At 55.7% G+C, this 17617-nt stretch carries 17 protein-coding genes and 1 pseudogene; 15 read left to right on the top strand and 3 right to left on the bottom strand.

The annotated features are described in order from the left end of the window. From malX to add, 3 genes and pseudogenes are all read left to right on the top strand, one after another. Positions 1-1407: pseudogene (malX, locus tag L463_RS08935) on the top strand (maltose/glucose-specific PTS transporter subunit IIBC); the annotation flags it as partial. 49 nt (positions 1408-1456) lie between these two features. Then, positions 1457-2629 carry a MalY/PatB family protein gene (locus L463_RS08940; protein ID WP_023296393.1) on the top strand — a complete coding sequence of 391 codons (1173 nt, stop codon included), beginning with the start codon at positions 1457-1459 and terminating at the stop codon, positions 2627-2629. 96 nt (positions 2630-2725) lie between these two features. Next, on the top strand, positions 2726-3724 hold the full coding sequence (gene add, locus L463_RS08945; protein WP_015570661.1) for an adenosine deaminase: 999 nt from the start codon (positions 2726-2728) through the stop codon (positions 3722-3724). A gap of 56 nt (positions 3725-3780) precedes the next feature. On the opposite strand, the gene L463_RS08950 is transcribed toward add, so the two are convergent. Continuing rightward, entirely contained in the window at positions 3781-4821 is a 1041-nt protein-coding gene (locus L463_RS08950; RefSeq protein WP_017693546.1) for an oxidoreductase, read from the bottom strand. A gap of 239 nt (positions 4822-5060) precedes the next feature. Between L463_RS08950 and blr the strand changes: the two genes are divergently transcribed. The 12 genes from blr (at position 5061) to gstA (ending at position 15245) form a co-directional block, all read left to right on the top strand. Then, a complete protein-coding gene (gene blr, locus L463_RS0122770; protein WP_169802918.1) occupies positions 5061-5186 on the top strand; it encodes a division septum protein Blr in 126 nt (41 codons plus the stop codon). Between the two features lie 229 nt (positions 5187-5415). Beyond that, positions 5416-5631 carry a transcription modulator YdgT gene (gene ydgT / locus L463_RS08955; protein ID WP_000217941.1) on the top strand — a complete coding sequence of 72 codons (216 nt, stop codon included), beginning with the start codon at positions 5416-5418 and terminating at the stop codon, positions 5629-5631. A gap of 85 nt (positions 5632-5716) precedes the next feature. Further along, entirely contained in the window at positions 5717-6157 is a 441-nt protein-coding gene (locus tag L463_RS08960) for a DUF2569 domain-containing protein (RefSeq protein WP_017693547.1), read from the top strand. Positions 6158-6233: 76 nt separating this feature from the next. Next, positions 6234-6815: an electron transport complex subunit RsxA gene (gene rsxA / locus L463_RS08965; RefSeq protein WP_000133206.1), complete on the top strand. Its 582-nt coding sequence runs from the start codon at positions 6234-6236 to the stop codon at positions 6813-6815. Then, the gene (rsxB, locus tag L463_RS08970; protein ID WP_015570664.1) at positions 6815-7393 is read left to right on the top strand and encodes an electron transport complex subunit RsxB; all 579 of its coding nucleotides are present in this window, start codon (positions 6815-6817) and stop codon (positions 7391-7393) included. The genes rsxA and rsxB overlap by 1 nt, the downstream gene beginning before the upstream one ends. Further along, entirely contained in the window at positions 7386-9407 is a 2022-nt protein-coding gene (gene rsxC, locus L463_RS08975; protein WP_023303569.1) for an electron transport complex subunit RsxC, read from the top strand. Before rsxB ends, rsxC begins: the two co-directional genes overlap by 8 nt. After that, on the top strand, positions 9408-10460 hold the full coding sequence (gene rsxD, locus L463_RS08980; RefSeq protein WP_015570666.1) for an electron transport complex subunit RsxD: 1053 nt from the start codon (positions 9408-9410) through the stop codon (positions 10458-10460). It abuts the gene before it with no gap. 10 nt (positions 10461-10470) lie between these two features. Continuing rightward, positions 10471-11091, top strand: coding sequence for an electron transport complex subunit RsxG (gene rsxG / locus L463_RS08985; RefSeq protein WP_032103528.1), 621 nt, complete (start codon positions 10471-10473; stop codon positions 11089-11091). Positions 11092-11093: 2 nt separating this feature from the next. Continuing rightward, positions 11094-11780, top strand: a complete 687-nt coding sequence (locus L463_RS08990) for an electron transport complex subunit E (RefSeq protein WP_003857592.1) — start codon at positions 11094-11096, stop codon at positions 11778-11780. Continuing rightward, positions 11777-12412: an endonuclease III gene (nth, locus tag L463_RS08995; protein WP_015570668.1), complete on the top strand. Its 636-nt coding sequence runs from the start codon at positions 11777-11779 to the stop codon at positions 12410-12412. Before L463_RS08990 ends, nth begins: the two co-directional genes overlap by 4 nt. A gap of 613 nt (positions 12413-13025) precedes the next feature. Further along, entirely contained in the window at positions 13026-14534 is a 1509-nt protein-coding gene (gene dtpA, locus L463_RS09000) for a dipeptide/tripeptide permease DtpA (RefSeq protein WP_017693548.1), read from the top strand. Positions 14535-14639: 105 nt separating this feature from the next. Next, positions 14640-15245 carry a glutathione transferase GstA gene (gene gstA / locus L463_RS09005; protein ID WP_003857598.1) on the top strand — a complete coding sequence of 202 codons (606 nt, stop codon included), beginning with the start codon at positions 14640-14642 and terminating at the stop codon, positions 15243-15245. Positions 15246-15335: 90 nt separating this feature from the next. On the opposite strand, the gene pdxY is transcribed toward gstA, so the two are convergent. Both pdxY and tyrS read right to left on the bottom strand, forming a co-directional pair. Continuing rightward, entirely contained in the window at positions 15336-16196 is an 861-nt protein-coding gene (gene pdxY / locus L463_RS09010; protein ID WP_015570669.1) for a pyridoxal kinase PdxY, read from the bottom strand. A gap of 66 nt (positions 16197-16262) precedes the next feature. Next, a complete protein-coding gene (gene tyrS, locus L463_RS09015; protein WP_017384594.1) occupies positions 16263-17537 on the bottom strand; it encodes a tyrosine--tRNA ligase in 1275 nt (424 codons plus the stop codon). Positions 17538-17617: the final 80 nt, after the last annotated feature.

The raw sequence follows: 17617 nt of genomic DNA, 5'->3' as shown, positions 1-17617 counted from the left end.
TTCATCTGGATGAGCAAGGTCGGCTCTTTTGCCTTTAGCTTCCTGCCGGTAATGTTCTGTATCGCCATTCCTCTGGGTCTGGCGCGCGAAAATAAAGGCGTGGCGGCGTTTGCGGGCTTCGTTGGCTATGCGGTCATGAACCTTGCGGTTAACTTCTGGCTGACTGCCAAAGGGATCCTGCCCACGACCGACGCGGCGGTACTGAAAGCCAATAACATTCAGAGCGTGATTGGTATTCAGTCCATCGATACCGGGATCCTTGGAGCCGTGATCGCGGGGGTGATTATCTGGATGCTGCACGAGCGCTTCCACAACATCCGCCTGCCCGATGCGCTGGCCTTCTTCGGCGGGACCCGCTTTGTGCCAATCATTACGCTGGTTGTGATGGGTCTGTTTGGTCTGATCATCCCTCTGATTTGGCCGATTTTTGCCATGGGGATCACCGGTATCGGCCGCATTATCAACGGCGCGGGTGATTTCGGCCCGATGATTTTCGGTACGGGTGAACGTCTGCTGCTGCCATTTGGTTTACAGCATATCCTGGTTGCCCTGATCCGCTTTACCGAAGCCGGCGGTACCATGGACGTTTGCGGTCATTCCGTTAGCGGTGCGCTGACCATCTTCCAGGCCCAGCTGAGCTGCCCGACCACTCACGGCTTCTCTGAAAGTGCGACGCGTTTCCTCTCTCAGGGTAAAATGCCTGCCTTCCTCGGCGGCCTGCCGGGCGCAGCGCTGGCGATGTACCACTGTGCCCGTCCGGAAAATCGTCATAAAATTAAAGGTCTGCTGATCTCCGGCGTTATTGCCTGCGTGGTGGGCGGTACGACAGAACCTATCGAGTTCCTGTTCCTGTTCGTAGCGCCGGTACTGTACCTCATCCACGCCGTACTGACGGGCCTGGGCTTTACCGTGATGGCTGTGCTCGGTGTGACCATCGGTAACACCGACGGTAACGTGATTGACTTCGTGGTCTTCGGTATCCTGCACGGCCTGTCCACCAAGTGGTATCTGGTGCCGGTTGTGGCCGCCATCTGGTTCGCGGTTTACTACGGGATCTTCCGCTTCGCCATCACCCACTTTAACCTGAAAACGCCTGGCCGCGATACCGATACGGCCACCAGCGTTGAACAGGCGGTAGCCGGTACCGTTGGGAAATCCGGATATAACACGCCGGCTATTCTGGCGGCGCTGGGCGGTGCGGATAACATTACCTCTCTGGATAACTGCATCACCCGCCTGCGTTTGTCGGTGGCGGACATGTCCAAAGTGGATACCAACGCACTTAAAGCTAACCGGGCTATTGGGGTGGTACAGTTAAATCAACACAATTTGCAGGTCGTCATTGGCCCGCAGGTACAGTCAGTGAAGGATGAGCTGGCAACCCTGATGCGAACCGTCGAAGCCTGATGCCTCGCCCCCCTCGTCATGAGGGGGTTTTACTTTACGGAGCACCGTCATGTTTGATTTTTCTACCGTCGTGGATCGACACGGCACCTGGTGTACCCAGTGGGATTATGTCGCTGACCGTTTTGGCGCTGCCGACCTGCTGCCCTTCACCATCTCTGATATGGATTTCGCCACCGCCCCCTGCATTACCGATGCGCTGCACCAGCGAATAAACCACGGGGTGTTTGGCTACAGTCGCTGGAAAAATGACGAATTTCTGGCCGCCGTGGCGCACTGGTTCCGGCAACGCTTTAACAGTCAGATTGATACCGAAACCGTGGTGTATGGGCCGTCGGTCATTTATATGGTCTCGGAGCTGATCCGCCTCTGGTCCTCGCCTGGCGACGGCGTGGTGGTCCATACCCCGGCTTACGATGCCTTTTATAAAGCCATCGAAGGCAACCAGCGTACCGTTGTTTCCGTGCCGATGCAGAAAACAGCGCATGGCTGGGAGGGCAATATGGCCGGGCTGGAAGCGGCGCTGTCAAAACCGGAAAACAAGGTGCTGCTGCTGTGTAGCCCGCAAAACCCGACCGGCAAAGTCTGGACGCGGGAAGAGCTGACCACAATGGCGGCCCTGTGTGAACGTTATGACGTAGCGGTGATCAGCGACGAAATTCATATGGACATGGTATGGGGCACGCATCGTCATACCCCGTGGAATGAGGTTGCGCGCGGTAAATGGGCGCTGCTGACCTCGGGTTCCAAAAGCTTCAACATTCCGGCGCTGACGGGTGCCTGGGGGCTTATCGCCGATGACGCCAGCCGTAGCGCCTATCTGAATGCATTAAAAGGTCGGGACGGACTCTCTTCCCCTTCCGTGCTGGCGCTGACCGCGCACATTGCTGCCTACCGACAGGGAGAACCCTGGCTGGACGCGCTGCGGACCTATCTCGAAGAAAACCTGCGCTACATTGCTGACGAACTGAATACTGCATTTCCGACACTCAACTGGCAACCGCCCGAGGCCACCTATCTGGCATGGATCGATCTCAGCCCGCTTGGCATTGATGACAATACGCTGCAAAACGTGCTGATTGATCAGCAAAAAGTGGCCATCATGCCGGGATATACCTATGGGGATGAAGGTAAAGGCTATGTGCGTCTGAACGCTGGCTGTCCGCGTAGTAAGCTTGAACAGGGCGTTCAACGCCTTATCGCCGGCATCAACACTCTGCTGTAAATCATTTGCGCAACGGAATATTCCCTTGCGCAAATAGCTTTTTACCCCGTTTTGTTTTTATAATATGGCGCACTTTAACCAGCAAAGAGTGCGACCATGATTGATACACGCCTGCCTTTAACTGATATTCACCGCCACCTCGACGGAAACATTCGTGCCCAAACCATTCTCGATCTTGGTCGCCAGTTCAATTTAACCCTCCCTGCCGAAACGCTTGAAACCCTGATCCCGCATGTTCAGGTCACGTCGAACGAACCGGATCTGGTGAGTTTTCTGAGCAAGCTCGACTGGGGCGTGAAGATGCTGGCCTCGGTCGATGCCTGTCGCCGTGTCGCCTTTGAAAACATCGAAGATGCCGCGCGTAACGGCCTGCACTATGTTGAACTGCGTTTCTCCCCAGGCTATATGGCGATGACCCACAACCTCCCCGTAGCGGGCGTGGTTGAAGCGGTCATTGAAGGCGTGCGTGAAGGCTGCAAAACCTTTGACGTTCAGGCGCGTTTGATCGGCATTATGAGCCGTACCTTCGGTGAAGCGGCCTGTCTTCAGGAACTGGAAGCATTACTGGCGCATCGCGACCAGATCACCGCCATCGACCTGGCCGGTGACGAGCTGGGCTTCCCGGGCAGTCTGTTCCTGTCTCATTTCAACCGCGCACGTGATGCAGGATGGCATATTACCGTTCATGCGGGGGAAGCCGCGGGGCCGGAAAGCATCTGGCAGGCCATTCGTGAGCTGGGTGCGGAACGTATAGGTCATGGCGTGAAAGCCATTGAAGATCGCGCGCTGATGGATTTCCTCGCCGAACAACGTATTGGAATCGAATCCTGCCTGACCTCCAATATTCAGACCAGTACAGTGGCGTCGCTGGCGCAACACCCGCTGAAAACCTTCCTCGAACACGGGGTGCTGGCTTCGCTGAACACGGACGATCCGGCGGTTCAGGGCGTGGATATTATTCACGAATACAACATCGCCGCACCACAGGCCGGGCTGAGCCGCGAGCAGATCCGTCAGGCGCAAATCAACGGGCTGGAGATCGCCTTCCTGACGCCTGAAGAGAAACAGGCGCTGCGCGATAAAGTTGCTCAGTAGTCCTCTTTACTGCCGGGTGGCGCTGCGCTTACCCGGCCTACGAAAGCGTTTGGCACTTATGCCAGACAGAGCGTTGCGCGATGTTTGGCAGATTCGATCCCGAGCTCGATGAGCTCCATAATCTGGATTGCCTGGCTTGCGGGAACCGGATTTTCACCTGAACCGTTCAGCGCGTCACGAATGGCGGCGTAATACGCTGGATAGTTCCCCGGCAGGGTCAATACCGTCTCTTCAACCAGTACCTCACCCTCCGCACGCGTCACCACCCCGTCGCGCATGTCGTAGCCCCAGTCCTCCTGCGGTAAGCGTTCGCCATTTTTGAGGCGCTCTTCCTGCGGATCCAGGCCGAACTTCACATAGCTGCCGCGCGCCCCGTGAATGATATAGCGGGCCGATTCCGCCGCCGCAAGCATTGTCCCGTGCAGCACAATGCGCCGCTGCGGATAACTCAAAATGGCATGGAAATAGTCGGTGGTCTGCGCCCCCGGCCTGAGCTGCGCTAAATCGACCGTCATGCTCACGGGCAAACCAAACAGATGAACGGCCTGATCGAGAAGATGCGGCGCTAAGTCATACCAGATGCCGCTACCCGGTCCCGCCTGCTCGCGCCAGCGATCTCGCACCTGCGGACGATAACGATCGAAATGCGACTCAAAAAAGGCAATTTCGCCGAGCGTACCTTCGTTTATCAGCGCCTTAACCGTCAGGAAATCGCTGTCCCAGCGCCGATTGTGAAAGACCGATAATAACCGACCCAGACTTCGCGCCAGCGCATCCAGCTCGCGCGCCTGTGACAACGTCACGGTGAAGGGCTTATCGACAACAACATGTTTCCCTGCCTCCAGCGCCGCTTTCGCCAGGGGGAAATGAGTGTCGTTAGGAGTAGGAATGACAATAAGGTCAATATTAGGATCGTTAAACAGATGCTTAGGCTCCGTTACCACCGGCACGGCTGGCCAGTCGGCGCGGACCTTAGTCTCATCGCTGCTTGTGATAGCCGCCAGTTCCATTCCCGGCGTGCCGGCAACCAGCGGTGCATGAAAGGTTTTGCTTGCGTACCCGTAGCCAATAAGACCGACGCGGATGTTTTCACTCATCGTTTGCCCCCTCGCTGTGCGCTTATTTATCACTGGCCTTGTGCTTAACGCACAGATTAATAATGTGCCCTGTGAGTTAAAATAGCATCTTGCGACAGCGTTTTTTGTTACCTCGCATTAAAGTGTGTATATGGGTTCGGGGAATCGTTCCCAAAGCGCTTGCTCTGGCGAAAAGGGCGCTGTAACATTTGTAATCTGTATTTATGGATAAATTACAAACACAAATTATGTCGTCAATAATTAATCGAATCATTGAATTAGCGGGATGGATTGTCCTTGGGGTTTCAGTCGTGTTGCTCGGCATTGCCAGCCATATCGATAACTACCAGCCGCCGGAGCCTGTTACTGCCGCACAACAAAAGTAAGCCGTGTCGTCATAAAGCGTGACACATTACGTCATGGAACGTATTGCCAGCCGTAATGAACGGGGTTACCCTTCTCTTCCAGGCATCTGCTGATGCCTGATTCTTCGCAAAGAAAACTCCTAATTTCGTCGCGTTACCCGAGTGGACAGTTTACGTCTTTATTAATCCGTTTATTATTCGAACGCATTACCTTTATGGGTATTACCCTTTTATATGGAAACTTATTAATATGACAGTTCAGGACTATTTATTAAAATTTCGCAAGATCAATTCCCTTGAAAGCCTGGAAAAACTGTTTGACCATCTGAACTACACGCTGTCGGATAATCAGGACATCATCAATATGTACCGCGCTGCTGACCACCGTCGCGCCGAACTGGTCTCTGGCGGTCGTCTGTTCAATGTGGGGGAAGTGCCTAAATCCGTATGGCGTTACGTTGTATAAGAAAGTAGCCTTCGGCGTGAAATGTTATATACTCTCCGCCCTGCAAATTTCTGTATAACATTTCGCGCAGACTATGGGAGAGCGTATGACCGCATTGCCTGGAGAGAGAATTGGGGGCTGGTTAATCGCCCCGCTGGCATGGCTGCTGGTGGCATTATTAAGCGCTTCGCTGGCGCTGTTGCTATACACCACCGCACTGGTTACGCCTCATGCTATCCAGACACTGATGTCCCAGAGTGCGCTCAATATTGCAACGTGGTTTGTGTCGTTCGTTTTCGCGATCGCGATGTGGTACTACACGCTGTGGCTGACTATCGCCTTCTTCAAACGCCGCAAAAACGTGCCAAAACATTACATTATCTGGCTGCTGGTCTCCGTGCTGCTGGCTGTCAAAGCATTCGCTTTCTCGCCAGTGTCTGACGCGCTGGCGGTTCGCCAGTTACTGTTTCCGCTACTGGCGACGGCGCTTCTGGTCCCTTATTTCAAGCGTTCGACGCGCGTTAAGAAGACCTTTGTCAACCCGTAATAACCTTACAGTTAACCTGTTGTGGCCTGTTGTCGTTTATCCGATAATAGGCGGCTATTTTATTTCAGGCTAAATAATGACCGATTACTTACTGCTCTTTGTCGGAACTGTGCTGGTTAATAACTTCGTACTGGTGAAGTTCCTTGGCCTGTGCCCGTTTATGGGCGTCTCCAAAAAGCTGGAGACGGCAATGGGCATGGGGCTGGCGACCACCTTCGTGATGACGATGGCCTCCATTTGCGCATGGCTGATTGATACCTGGATCCTGATCCCGCTCGACATGCTCTACCTGCGCACCTTGTCCTTTATTCTGGTCATTGCGGTTGTGGTGCAATTTACCGAGATGGTGGTGCGGAAAACCAGCCCTGCCCTGTATCGCCTGCTGGGCATTTTCCTGCCTCTCATCACCACCAACTGCGCGGTGCTGGGCGTGGCGCTGCTCAATATCAACCTTGGGCATAATTTCCTGCAATCGGCGCTGTACGGTTTTTCCGCGGCGGTCGGTTTCTCTTTTGTTATGGTCCTGTTCGCCTCGATTCGCGAGCGTCTGGCCGCGGCGGATATTCCCGCGCCGTTTCGCGGTAACGCCATCGCTCTGGTGACCGCAGGTTTAATGTCTCTGGCCTTTATGGGCTTTAGTGGTCTGGTGAAGTTGTAATGAGTGCTATCTGGATTGCCATCGCGTCCATCAGCGTACTGGGACTCGTCTTTGGCATCATTCTGGGTTATGCCTCCCGCCGGTTTGCGGTGGAGGACGATCCGGTGGTTGAAAAAATTGATGAACTTTTACCGCAGAGCCAGTGCGGGCAGTGCGGCTACCCTGGCTGCCGCCCTTACGCTGAGGCGGTGGGCGTGCAGGGCGAAAAGATCAACCGCTGCGCACCGGGTGGCGAAGCGGTCATGCTTAAAATAGCTGCCCTGCTGAACGTCGATCCCCAGCCTGTCGACGGCGATGAACAGGCCCAGGAGCCCGTTCGTGCCCTTGCTGTCATCGACGAAGCCAACTGCATTGGCTGCACCAAATGTATTCAGGCGTGTCCTGTTGACGCCATTGTGGGCGCAACGCGCGCGATGCACACCGTTGTGGCGGATCTGTGCACCGGCTGTAATCTCTGCGTGGCGCCCTGCCCGACGCAGTGTATAGAACTACGCCCGGTTGAAACGACTACTGAAAGCTGGAAGTGGGACCTTCAGACCATTCCGGTTCGCAATATTCCTGTGGAACAACATGCTTAAGTTATTTTCTGCCTTCAGAAAAGAGAAGATCTGGGATTTCGACGGCGGCATTCATCCGCCTGAGATGAAATCGCAGTCTAACGGCACGCCGCTGCGCCAGATCCCGCTGGCGACCCGTTACGTTATGCCCCTAAAACAGCATATCGGCGCGGAAGGTGAACTGTGCGTGAAAGAAGGCGATAGCGTTCTTCGCGGCCAGCCGCTGACCTTTGGTCGCGGACGGATGTTGCCGATACATGCCCCGACTTCCGGTAAGGTGGTGGCTGTTGCCCCCCATACCGTTGCCCATCCGTCGGCGTTGTCTGAGCTGAGCGTGATCATTGAAGCCGATGGTGAAGACCGCTGGATCGATCGTGACGGCTGGAGCGACTACCGTTCCCACAGTCGTGAAGCGCTGATTGAACGCATTCATCAGTTCGGCGTGGCGGGTCTGGGGGGCGCAGGCTTCCCGACCGGCGCTAAGCTTCACGGCGGCGGCGATAAAATCGAAACGCTGATCATCAACGCCGCCGAGTGCGAACCGTACATCACCGCCGATGACCGTCTGATGCAGGACTGTGCCGCGCAGGTGGTGGAAGGGATTCGCATTCTTGCGCATATTCTGCAACCCCGCGAAGTGCTGATCGGTATTGAGGACAATAAACCGCAGGCCATTTCGATGCTGCGAGCGGTACTGGCGGACAGCCACGATATCGCCCTGCGAGTGATCCCGACCAAATACCCGTCCGGCGGGGCAAAACAGCTGACGCAGATCCTGACCGGCAAACAGGTCCCCCACGGGGGCCGTTCGTCCGACATCGGCGTGCTGATGCAAAACGTGGGAACCGCCTACGCGGTGAAACGTGCGGTGATTGACGGCGAGCCATTGACCGAGCGCGTCGTCACGCTGACCGGCGAGTCCGTCTCCCGTCCCGGCAACGTCTGGGCGCGTCTGGGTACGCCGGTGCGTCATCTGCTGGAACAGGCTGGCTTCTGCCCGGGTAGCGATCAACTGGTCATTATGGGTGGCCCGCTGATGGGCTTTACCCTGCCGTGGCTGGATGTGCCGGTGGTGAAGATTACCAACTGCCTGCTCGCCCCTTCCCCAACGGAGATGGGCGAAACGCAGGAAGAGAAAGGCTGCATACGCTGTAGCGCCTGTGCGGACGCATGCCCGGCAGATTTACTGCCGCAGCAGTTGTACTGGTACAGCAAAGGCCAGTTGCACGATAAAGCCCAGGCGCATAACCTGGCTGACTGTATTGAATGCGGTGCCTGCGCCTGGGTCTGCCCAAGCAATATTCCGCTGGTGCAATACTTCCGTCAGGAGAAAGCCGAAATCTACGCCATCTCCATGGAAGAAAAACGTGCCGCTGAAGCGAAGGCCCGCTTTGAAGCGCGTCAGGCACGACTGGAGCGCGAGAAACAAGCCCGTCAGGAACGCCATAAGCAGGCTGCCGTCCAGCCTGCGGCGAAAGATCAGGATGCCATTAACGCAGCCCTGGCCCGCGTGCGCGAGAAGAAAGCCACCGCCGCCCAGACGGTTGTGATCGCTCCGGGAGAAAAACCGGACAACAGCGAAGCGATTGCGGCCCGCGAAGCGCGTAAAGCCGAAGCTCGCGCGCGTCAGGCGGAGAAAGCGCAACACGCCAAACCGGAAGCCGATATCGACCCGCGTAAAGCGGCAGTGGAAGCGGCTATCGCCAGGGCAAAAGCCCGTAAGGCCGGTCAGCAGACAGTGGTGGTTGAACAGGAAGCGACGGATCCGCGCAAGGCGGCCGTTGAAGCCGCTATCGCCCGTGCCAAAGCACGAAAAGCGGCACAGGTTCAGCCAGCCGAAGAGAGTGAAGCGCCTGTCGACCCGCGTAAAGCCGCCGTTGAAGCGGCCATCGCCCGTGCCAAAGCACGAAAAGCGGCACAGCAGGACGAACGGCCTGCGGCCGCCAACGACGATCCACGCAAAGCCGCAGTCGCCGCCGCGATTGCGCGCGTTCAGGCAAAGAAAGCCGCGCAGCAAGCCGTTAACGAGGATTAAATGGTTTTCAGAATTGCAAGTTCCCCTTATACCCATAACCAGCGCCAGACATCGCGTATTATGATGCTGGTGTGCCTGGCCGCGCTGCCAGGTATTGCCGTACAGTGTTGGTTTTTCGGCTGGGGTACGCTTTTCCAGTTAGTTCTGGGTTGCGCCAGTGCCGTCGCAGCGGAAGCAGCGATCCTGAAGCTGCGCAAAATGGAAGTGACTCGCATCCTGAGCGATAACTCCGCCCTGTTGACCGGCCTGTTGCTGGCCATCAGCATTCCCCCGTTCGCCCCGTGGTGGATGGTGGTATTGGGAACGGTGTTTGCGGTGATCATCGCCAAGCAGCTGTACGGCGGGCTGGGCCATAACCCGTTTAACCCGGCGATGATTGGCTACGTGGTACTGCTGATCTCCTTCCCGGTACAGATGACCAGCTGGCTGCCGCCGCATGAGATCGCCGCCACCGTCCCCGGCTTTATGGATGCCCTGCACGTTATCTTTACCGGCCACACCGCGCTGGGCGCAGATATGAACGCGCTTCGCATGGGCGTGGACGGCATCAGCCAGGCCACCCCGCTCGATACCTTCAAAACCTCCCTGCGTGCCGGACACAGCGTGGAGCAGGTGATGAAATCGTCTATTTACAGCGGCGTACTGGCGGGTGCTGGCTGGCAGTGGGTCAATCTGGCCTATCTGTTGGGCGGCGCGTTCCTGCTGCAACAGAAGGCAATCCGCTGGCATATTCCGGTGAGCTTCCTGGTGACGCTGGCCGTCTGCTCGACGCTCGGCTGGGTCATCTCACCTGAGTCACTGGCCAGCCCGCAGCTCCATCTGCTCTCCGGCGCGACCATGCTCGGGGCATTTTTTATTCTGACCGATCCGGTCACCGCGTCTACCACCAACCGAGGACGTCTGATTTTCGGCGCGCTGGCGGGCTTGCTGGTCTGGCTTATTCGCAGCTTTGGCGGTTATCCGGACGGTGTGGCATTTGCCGTGCTGCTGGCTAACATCACCGTTCCGCTCATCGACTACTACACGCGGCCACGCGTGTACGGTCATCGCTAAGGGTCACGCCATGCTAAAAACAATGCAAAAACAGGGCGTTACGCTGGCGATCTTCGCTGCCGCCCTCACCGGGCTGACCGCGCTGGTAAATGAACTGACGAAAACAACCATTGCAGAGCAGGCAATGAAGCAGCAAAAGGCGCTGTTCGATCAGGTGATCCCATCCGACTTCTACGATAATGACCTGCAAAAAAGCTGCTTTGTCGTGCAGGCTCCGCAGCTCGGTAAAGGACCCCATCGCATTTATATTGCCCGCAAGGGCGATAATCCCGTGGGTGCCGTCATGGAAGCCACCGCGCCGGACGGTTACTCCGGTGCGATTCAGCTGCTGGTTGGCAGCGATTTTTCCGGCACCGTGCTGGGCACGCGCGTGACGGAACATCACGAAACGCCGGGCCTTGGCGACAAAATTGAAACACGCTTAAGTGACTGGATCTTACACTTCTCCGGAAAGATGATTCATGGCGAAGACGATCCTGCTTTCGCGGTGAAAAAAGATGGCGGCGAGTTTGACCAGTTCACGGGTGCCACGATTACCCCGCGCGCGGTGGTCAACGCCGTCAAGCGCGCCGGGCTGTATGCCGAAACGCTGCCCGCGCAGATCAATCATCTTTCCACCTGTGAGGAGTGACCATGAGCCAGGTTAAAGAGGTTATCGTCCAGGGTCTCTGGAAGAACAACTCCGCGCTGGTACAGCTGCTGGGGCTGTGTCCGCTGCTGGCGGTGACGTCTACCGCCACCAACGCGCTCGGGCTGGGGCTGGCGACCACGCTGGTGCTGACCCTGACTAACTTTTCCATTTCAGTTTTGCGCCGCTGGACGCCGTCGGAAATCCGTATTCCGATCTATGTCATGATCATTGCGTCGGTGGTCAGCGTGGTGCAAATGCTGATTAACGCCTACGCATTTGGCCTGTACCAGTCGCTCGGGATTTTCATTCCGCTTATCGTGACTAACTGTATTGTCGTAGGCCGCGCTGAAGCCTTTGCGGTGAAAAACAATCCGGCCATATCCGCGCTGGATGGTTTTTCCATCGGCATGGGCGCGACTGCCGCCATGTTCGTCCTCGGCTCTCTGCGTGAAATTTTGGGCAACGGTACGCTCTTCGACGGTGCGGACGCGCTGCTTGGCGGCTGGGCGAAGTCGCTGCGTATTGAGGTGTTCCATACGGACACTCCGTTCCTGCTGGCCATGCTGCCGCCTGGCGCCTTCATTGGCCTTGGGATGATGCTGGCGTTAAAATACCTGATTGATGAAAAACGTAAACGCCGCGCCGCTGAGCGCAGCGTACAGGAAGGGATCCCCGAGAAAGCAGTATGAATAAAGAGAAACGCATTGCGATCCTGACGCGCCTGCGCGATGAGAATCCTCATCCAACGACAGAGCTGAATTTTAACTCGCCGTTTGAACTGTTGATCGCGGTGCTGCTCTCTGCACAGGCGACGGACGTGAGCGTCAACAAAGCCACGGCCCTGCTCTACCCTGTCGCCAATACGCCGCAGGCCATGCTGGAGCTGGGCGTTGAAGGTGTGAAATCCTATATCAAGACCATTGGCCTGTTTAACAGCAAGGCCGAAAACGTCATTAAGACCTGCCGGATCCTGCTGGAGCAGCACGGCGGCGAAGTCCCGGAAGACCGCGCTGCGCTGGAAGCGTTGCCGGGCGTCGGGCGTAAAACGGCAAATGTGGTGCTGAACACGGCGTTTGGCTGGCCGACCATCGCCGTGGATACCCATATCTTTCGCGTCTCTAACCGCACCCGGTTCGCGCCGGGTAAAAACGTGGAAGAGGTGGAAGAGAAGCTGTTAAAAGTGGTCCCTGCGGAATTTAAGGTGGACTGCCACCACTGGCTGATCCTGCACGGACGGTATACCTGTATTGCCCGTAAGCCACGCTGCGGTTCCTGCATTATCGAAGATCTCTGCGAATACAAAGAAAAAGTCTATCCCTGAGCGTAAACCACCTTACTTCTTACCTGTTCAAGCCCTTAAAATTAACAAGGGCTCTGATATCTTCCCGATTGACCATAAATTGCCCTCTCTTTCTCCTTTACGCATTGTCGATTCTTCGGTCATTTAACACTCAAACAGGTTAATAGTTTTTTCATCACCAAAAATTTCTATACATCTGTGATCGCGATCACTCTGATAACCTGATGTTGGATTTTTGTTGTTAAAACCCGCCCACCCCCTTTGTCAGACAAGATTTCATCGATTCCACACCGCACATAAGACCAGTCATTTTTCAGAATATGGGCTATATCACTGCCAATCACCCAAAATAGCAGAACATATCGCCATACAGCCGTTGAACAGGGTCGTTTACAGTGAAAAAAACCATCAATTTTGAACGGATGAGATTTAACGCTGTATAACATTTGCATGAACCGATGATTATACCGCCAGAGTTATATGTAACAGATTATTACAAACGTATTGCCAGATGGGGCTGGATAGTGAACATTACCCGCCGTTTCCCCTCCCAATATAACTATAAAGCGGATGGACTACGGTCATCACGCTATGAACACCCCCGTTAATATGGGATGTAAAAAAAGAGGTATATGTGTCTACTGCAAACAATAAACCAACAGATGAGAGCGTAAGTCTTAACGCTTTCAAACAGCCTAAAGCGTTCTATCTCATTTTCTCGATCGAATTATGGGAACGTTTTGGCTACTACGGCCTGCAAGGGATCATGGCGGTTTACCTGGTTAAACAGCTGGGTATGTCTGAAGCTGATTCCATCACGCTGTTCTCTTCCTTCAGCGCCCTGGTGTATGGCCTGGTCGCTATCGGCGGCTGGTTAGGCGATAAAGTTCTCGGTACTAAACGAGTCATTATGCTGGGCGCCGTTGTTCTGGCGATTGGCTATGGGCTGGTTGCCTGGTCCGGGCACGATGCAGGTGTGGTTTACATGGGCATGGCTACCATCGCGGTAGGTAACGGCCTCTTCAAGGCGAACCCGTCTTCCCTGCTCTCTACCTGCTACAGCAAAGATGACCCACGTCTGGACGGTGCATTTACCATGTACTACATGTCCATCAACATCGGTTCCTTCTTCTCTATGCTGGCAACCCCATGGCTGGCCGCAAAATTCGGCTGGAGCGTAGCGTTTGCGCTGAGCTTCGTGGGTATGCTGATCACCGTTGTGAACTTCCTGTTCTGCCGTAGCTGGGTTAAAGACTATGGTTCAAAACCAGACTTCGAACCCGTGCACATGGGCAAACTGCTGGCAACCATCGTCGGCATCGTGATCCTTGCCGCTGTCGCCACCTGGCTGCTGCACAACCAGGGCGTTGCACGTGCCGTACTGGGCGTGGTTGCGCTGGGTATCGTGTTTATCTTCGCGAAAGAAGCCTTTGCGATGCAGGGTGCGGCACGTCGTAAGATGATTGTGGCGTTCATCCTGATGCTGGAAGCGATCATCTTCTTCGTTCTGTACAGCCAGATGCCAACGTCTCTGAACTTCTTCGCTATCCGCAACGTTGAGCACTCCATCCTTGGTATCGCGTTCGAGCCGGAGCAATATCAGGCCCTGAACCCGTTCTGGATCATGATTGGTAGCCCGATTCTGGCCGCTATCTATAACAAGATGGGCGACCGTCTGCCTATGCCGCACAAGTTCGCTATCGGTATGGTGCTGTGCTCTGGCGCGTTCCTGGTGCTGCCGCTGGGGACGAAATTCGCCACCGACGCGGGTATCGTGTCTGTTAACTGGCTGATCCTGAGCTATGCGCTGCAATCCATCGGTGAACTGATGATCTCCGGTCTGGGCCTGGCGATGGTTGCGCAGCTGGTCCCTCAGCGTCTGATGGGCTTCATCATGGGTAGCTGGTTCCTGACCACCGCTGGCGCGGCTATCATCGCAGGTAAGATTGCGAACCTGATGGCGGTACCAGACAACGTTACCGACCCGCTGGTTTCCCTGAATGTCTACGGCACCGTGTTCATGCAAATTGGTATCGCGACCGCCGTGATTGCCGTGCTGATGCTGCTGACCGCACCTAAACTGAATCGTATGACGCAGGACGACGACAAATCCGCTAAAGCGATCAAAACCGCGAACGCGTAATGTCATCGGGAAACGACTGAACAGAAGCCGCTAATTGATTAGCGGCTTTTTTTTTATCCGAACGCGCACTAACATAGCTGGAACCTCAGCAAAAAGGAGTTACCGATGAAACTGTTCTATAAACCGGGCGCCTGCTCTCTTGCTTCCCATATTACGCTTCGCGAGAGCGGTAAAGATTTCACGCTGGACGGCGTTGACCTGATGAAAAAGCGTCTGGAAAACGGGGATGACTTTTTTGCGATTAACCCAAAAGGCCAGGTTCCGGCCCTGCTGCTGGATGATGGCACCCTGCTGACCGAAGGGGTGGCGATTATGCAATTCCTGGCGGACAACGTACCGGATCGTCAGCTCCTTGCCCCCACCGGCAGCATTGCGCGTTATAAAACGCTGGAGTGGCTGAACTATATTGCCACCGAACTGCACAAAGGCTTTACGCCCCTGTTCCGCCCGGACACGCCGGAAGAGTACAAACCTACCGTGCGCGCGCTGCTGGAGAAAAAGTTGCAGTACGTTAACGACGCGCTGAAAGACGACCAGTGGATCTGTGGCTCGCGTTTCACCATCGCCGATGCCTATCTGTTTACCGTTCTGCGCTGGGCGCGCGCGGTTAAGCTGAACATGGAAGGATTAGACCATGTCGCATCGTATATGACGCGCGTGGCGGAGCGTCCTGCGGTGGCAGCGGCGCTGAAAGCGGAAGGGTTGAATTAACCGAGCGGCCTGGATTGCCGGGTGGCGCTGACGCTTACCCGGCCTATAAATTCCGTAGGCCCGTGCAAGCGCAGCGGCGCCGGGCGTTTTCTAAAGCTGCGTTGCGCTAAAATAGTGCTCCGGCTTCGCGATGCGATCCTGCGCCGCGACGACCTGGAGCTCATATTCCTGCATCGTCTTCGTCGCAATCATGATTTCATAAACGGCTGCGGTGACGTGCTCCAGCGCATCGCGCAGGCTCGCGCCCTGCAATAGCTTCACCAGCAGCAAACCGCTGGTCACATCCCCGACCCCGACAGGCTGACGTGCACCGAAATCCACCAGCGGTCGACTGATATGCCAGGCTTCATCCTTCGTCACCAGCAGCATTTCAAAACGGTCCTGGCTCAACCCTGCGCGTGCCAGGTGCTTAACCAGCACAATCTCTGGCCCCTGGGCGATCAGCTCACGAGAGGCGCTTACAGCCTCTTCTACGCTGTTGACCGGATGCTCGCACAGGATCTCAAGTTCAATCAGGTTGGGGGCAATAATATCGCTGGCGGGCAATGCATGACGGACATGAAACTCCGCAACGCCCGGCGCTACGATGCAGCCTTTTTCCGGATGTCCCATCACCGGATCGCAGAAATATTTCGCCGCGGGGTTTGCCGCTTTCACCTGGCGCACAATGCCGAGGATATGTTCCCCCTGCTCCGCCGAACCCAGATAGCCGCTCAGTACGGCATCGCAGCGTTTAAGCTGGTCGATATCCGCAATCCCCTGAACGATTTCCGTCAGATGCGACGGCGGCATTACGCAGCCGGTCCATTTACCGTACTGGGTGTGATTCGAGAACTGGACGGTATTGAGGGGCCAGACGTTAACGCCGAGGCGGCGCATCGGGAATTCCGCAGCGCTGTTGCCAGCATGTCCAAACACAACGTGGGACTGAATGGCGAGGATGTTCTTCATGTTGTACTTACCAAACCCTGTCAAAACAAAAGGGGCGTGGTTTCCCACGCCCCTGCATACTTTTAATTACTTCCAGCAGACCAGGCAGTAATTTTTCTTACCGCGACGCAGCAGCGTGTAGCGACCATAGAGACGGTCGTTCTCGGTAAAGGTGTATTCCGGATCGGCCTGTTTTTCGCCATTAATGGTGATCGCGTTAGAGGCGATGGTTTTACGCGCCTGACCGCGAGACGGCTGGAGCTCGGAGTCCACCAGCGCCTGCATCAGATCGGCGCCTTTTTCCATCTCAACCATCGGCACGCCATCCTGCGCCAGCTGTTCGAAATCCGCTTCGCTTAAATCGCTCAGGGTTCCGTTGAACAGGCTAGCCGTAATGCGCTTCGCCGCCGCCAGACCTTCTTCGCCGTGAACCAGTTTAGTCACTTCGTCCGCCAGCACGTACTGGGCGCGTGGTGCTTTACCGCTGTTCTTGTCTTCTTCTTCCAGCGCATTGATTTCTTCGATATCCATAAAGGTGAAGAACTTCAGGAAGCGATAAACGTCGGCATCCGCCGTGTTGATCCAGAACTGGTAGAACTTGTACGGGCTGGTTTTCTTCGGATCCAGCCATACCGCGCCGCCTTCGGTCTTACCGAACTTGGTACCGTCGGCTTTGGTGATCAACGGCACGGTCAGACCAAACACCTGATTCTGGTGGAGGCGACGGGTCAGATCGATACCGGAGGTGATGTTACCCCACTGGTCGGAACCGCCAATTTGCAGAGAGACGCCGTGCAGTTTGTTCAGGCAGGCGAAGTCATACCCCTGCAACAGGTTATAGGAGAACTCCGTGAAAGAGATACCCTGATCGTCACGGTTAAGACGCTGCTTTACTGCTTCTTTGTTAATCATCTGGTTAACAGAGAAGTGTTTGCCGATGTCACGCAGGAACGTCAGCACGTTCATGCCACCAAACCAGTCGTAGTTGTTCGCCGCAATCGCAGAGTTGTCACCGCAGTCGAAATCCAGGAACGGTGCAACCTGTTTACGGATCTTATCCACCCACTCCTGCACGGTGTCTTCGGTGTTCAGCTTACGCTCAGCGGCTTTGAAACTTGGGTCGCCAATCAGACCGGTCGCGCCGCCAACCAGTGCGACAGGCTTATGGCCGGCCATCTGGAAGCGTTTCAGGCATAACAATGGAACAAGATGCCCCAAATGCAAGCTGTCAGCGGTGGGATCGAAGCCGCAATAGAGCGCGATCGGGCCTTGCGCCAGTCGCTCTGCTAACGCTTCCTCGTCCGTCACCTGGGCCACGAGGCCCCGCTCTTGCAATTGTTTAATCAAGTTACTGCTTGCCATCAAATTCTCCATGTATAAACGACTGCACCTTTGCCGGTACACGACTTTTCGCCTGATGCGAAAGGACCATAGAATAAAGC

It is taken from the genome of Enterobacter sp. BIDMC 27, from assembly GCF_000534415.1.
Classification (GTDB): domain Bacteria; phylum Pseudomonadota; class Gammaproteobacteria; order Enterobacterales; family Enterobacteriaceae; genus Enterobacter; species Enterobacter hormaechei_C.
The sequence above is the reverse complement of the archived record's forward strand: the minus strand, read 5'-3'. Positions and strand labels throughout refer to the sequence as shown.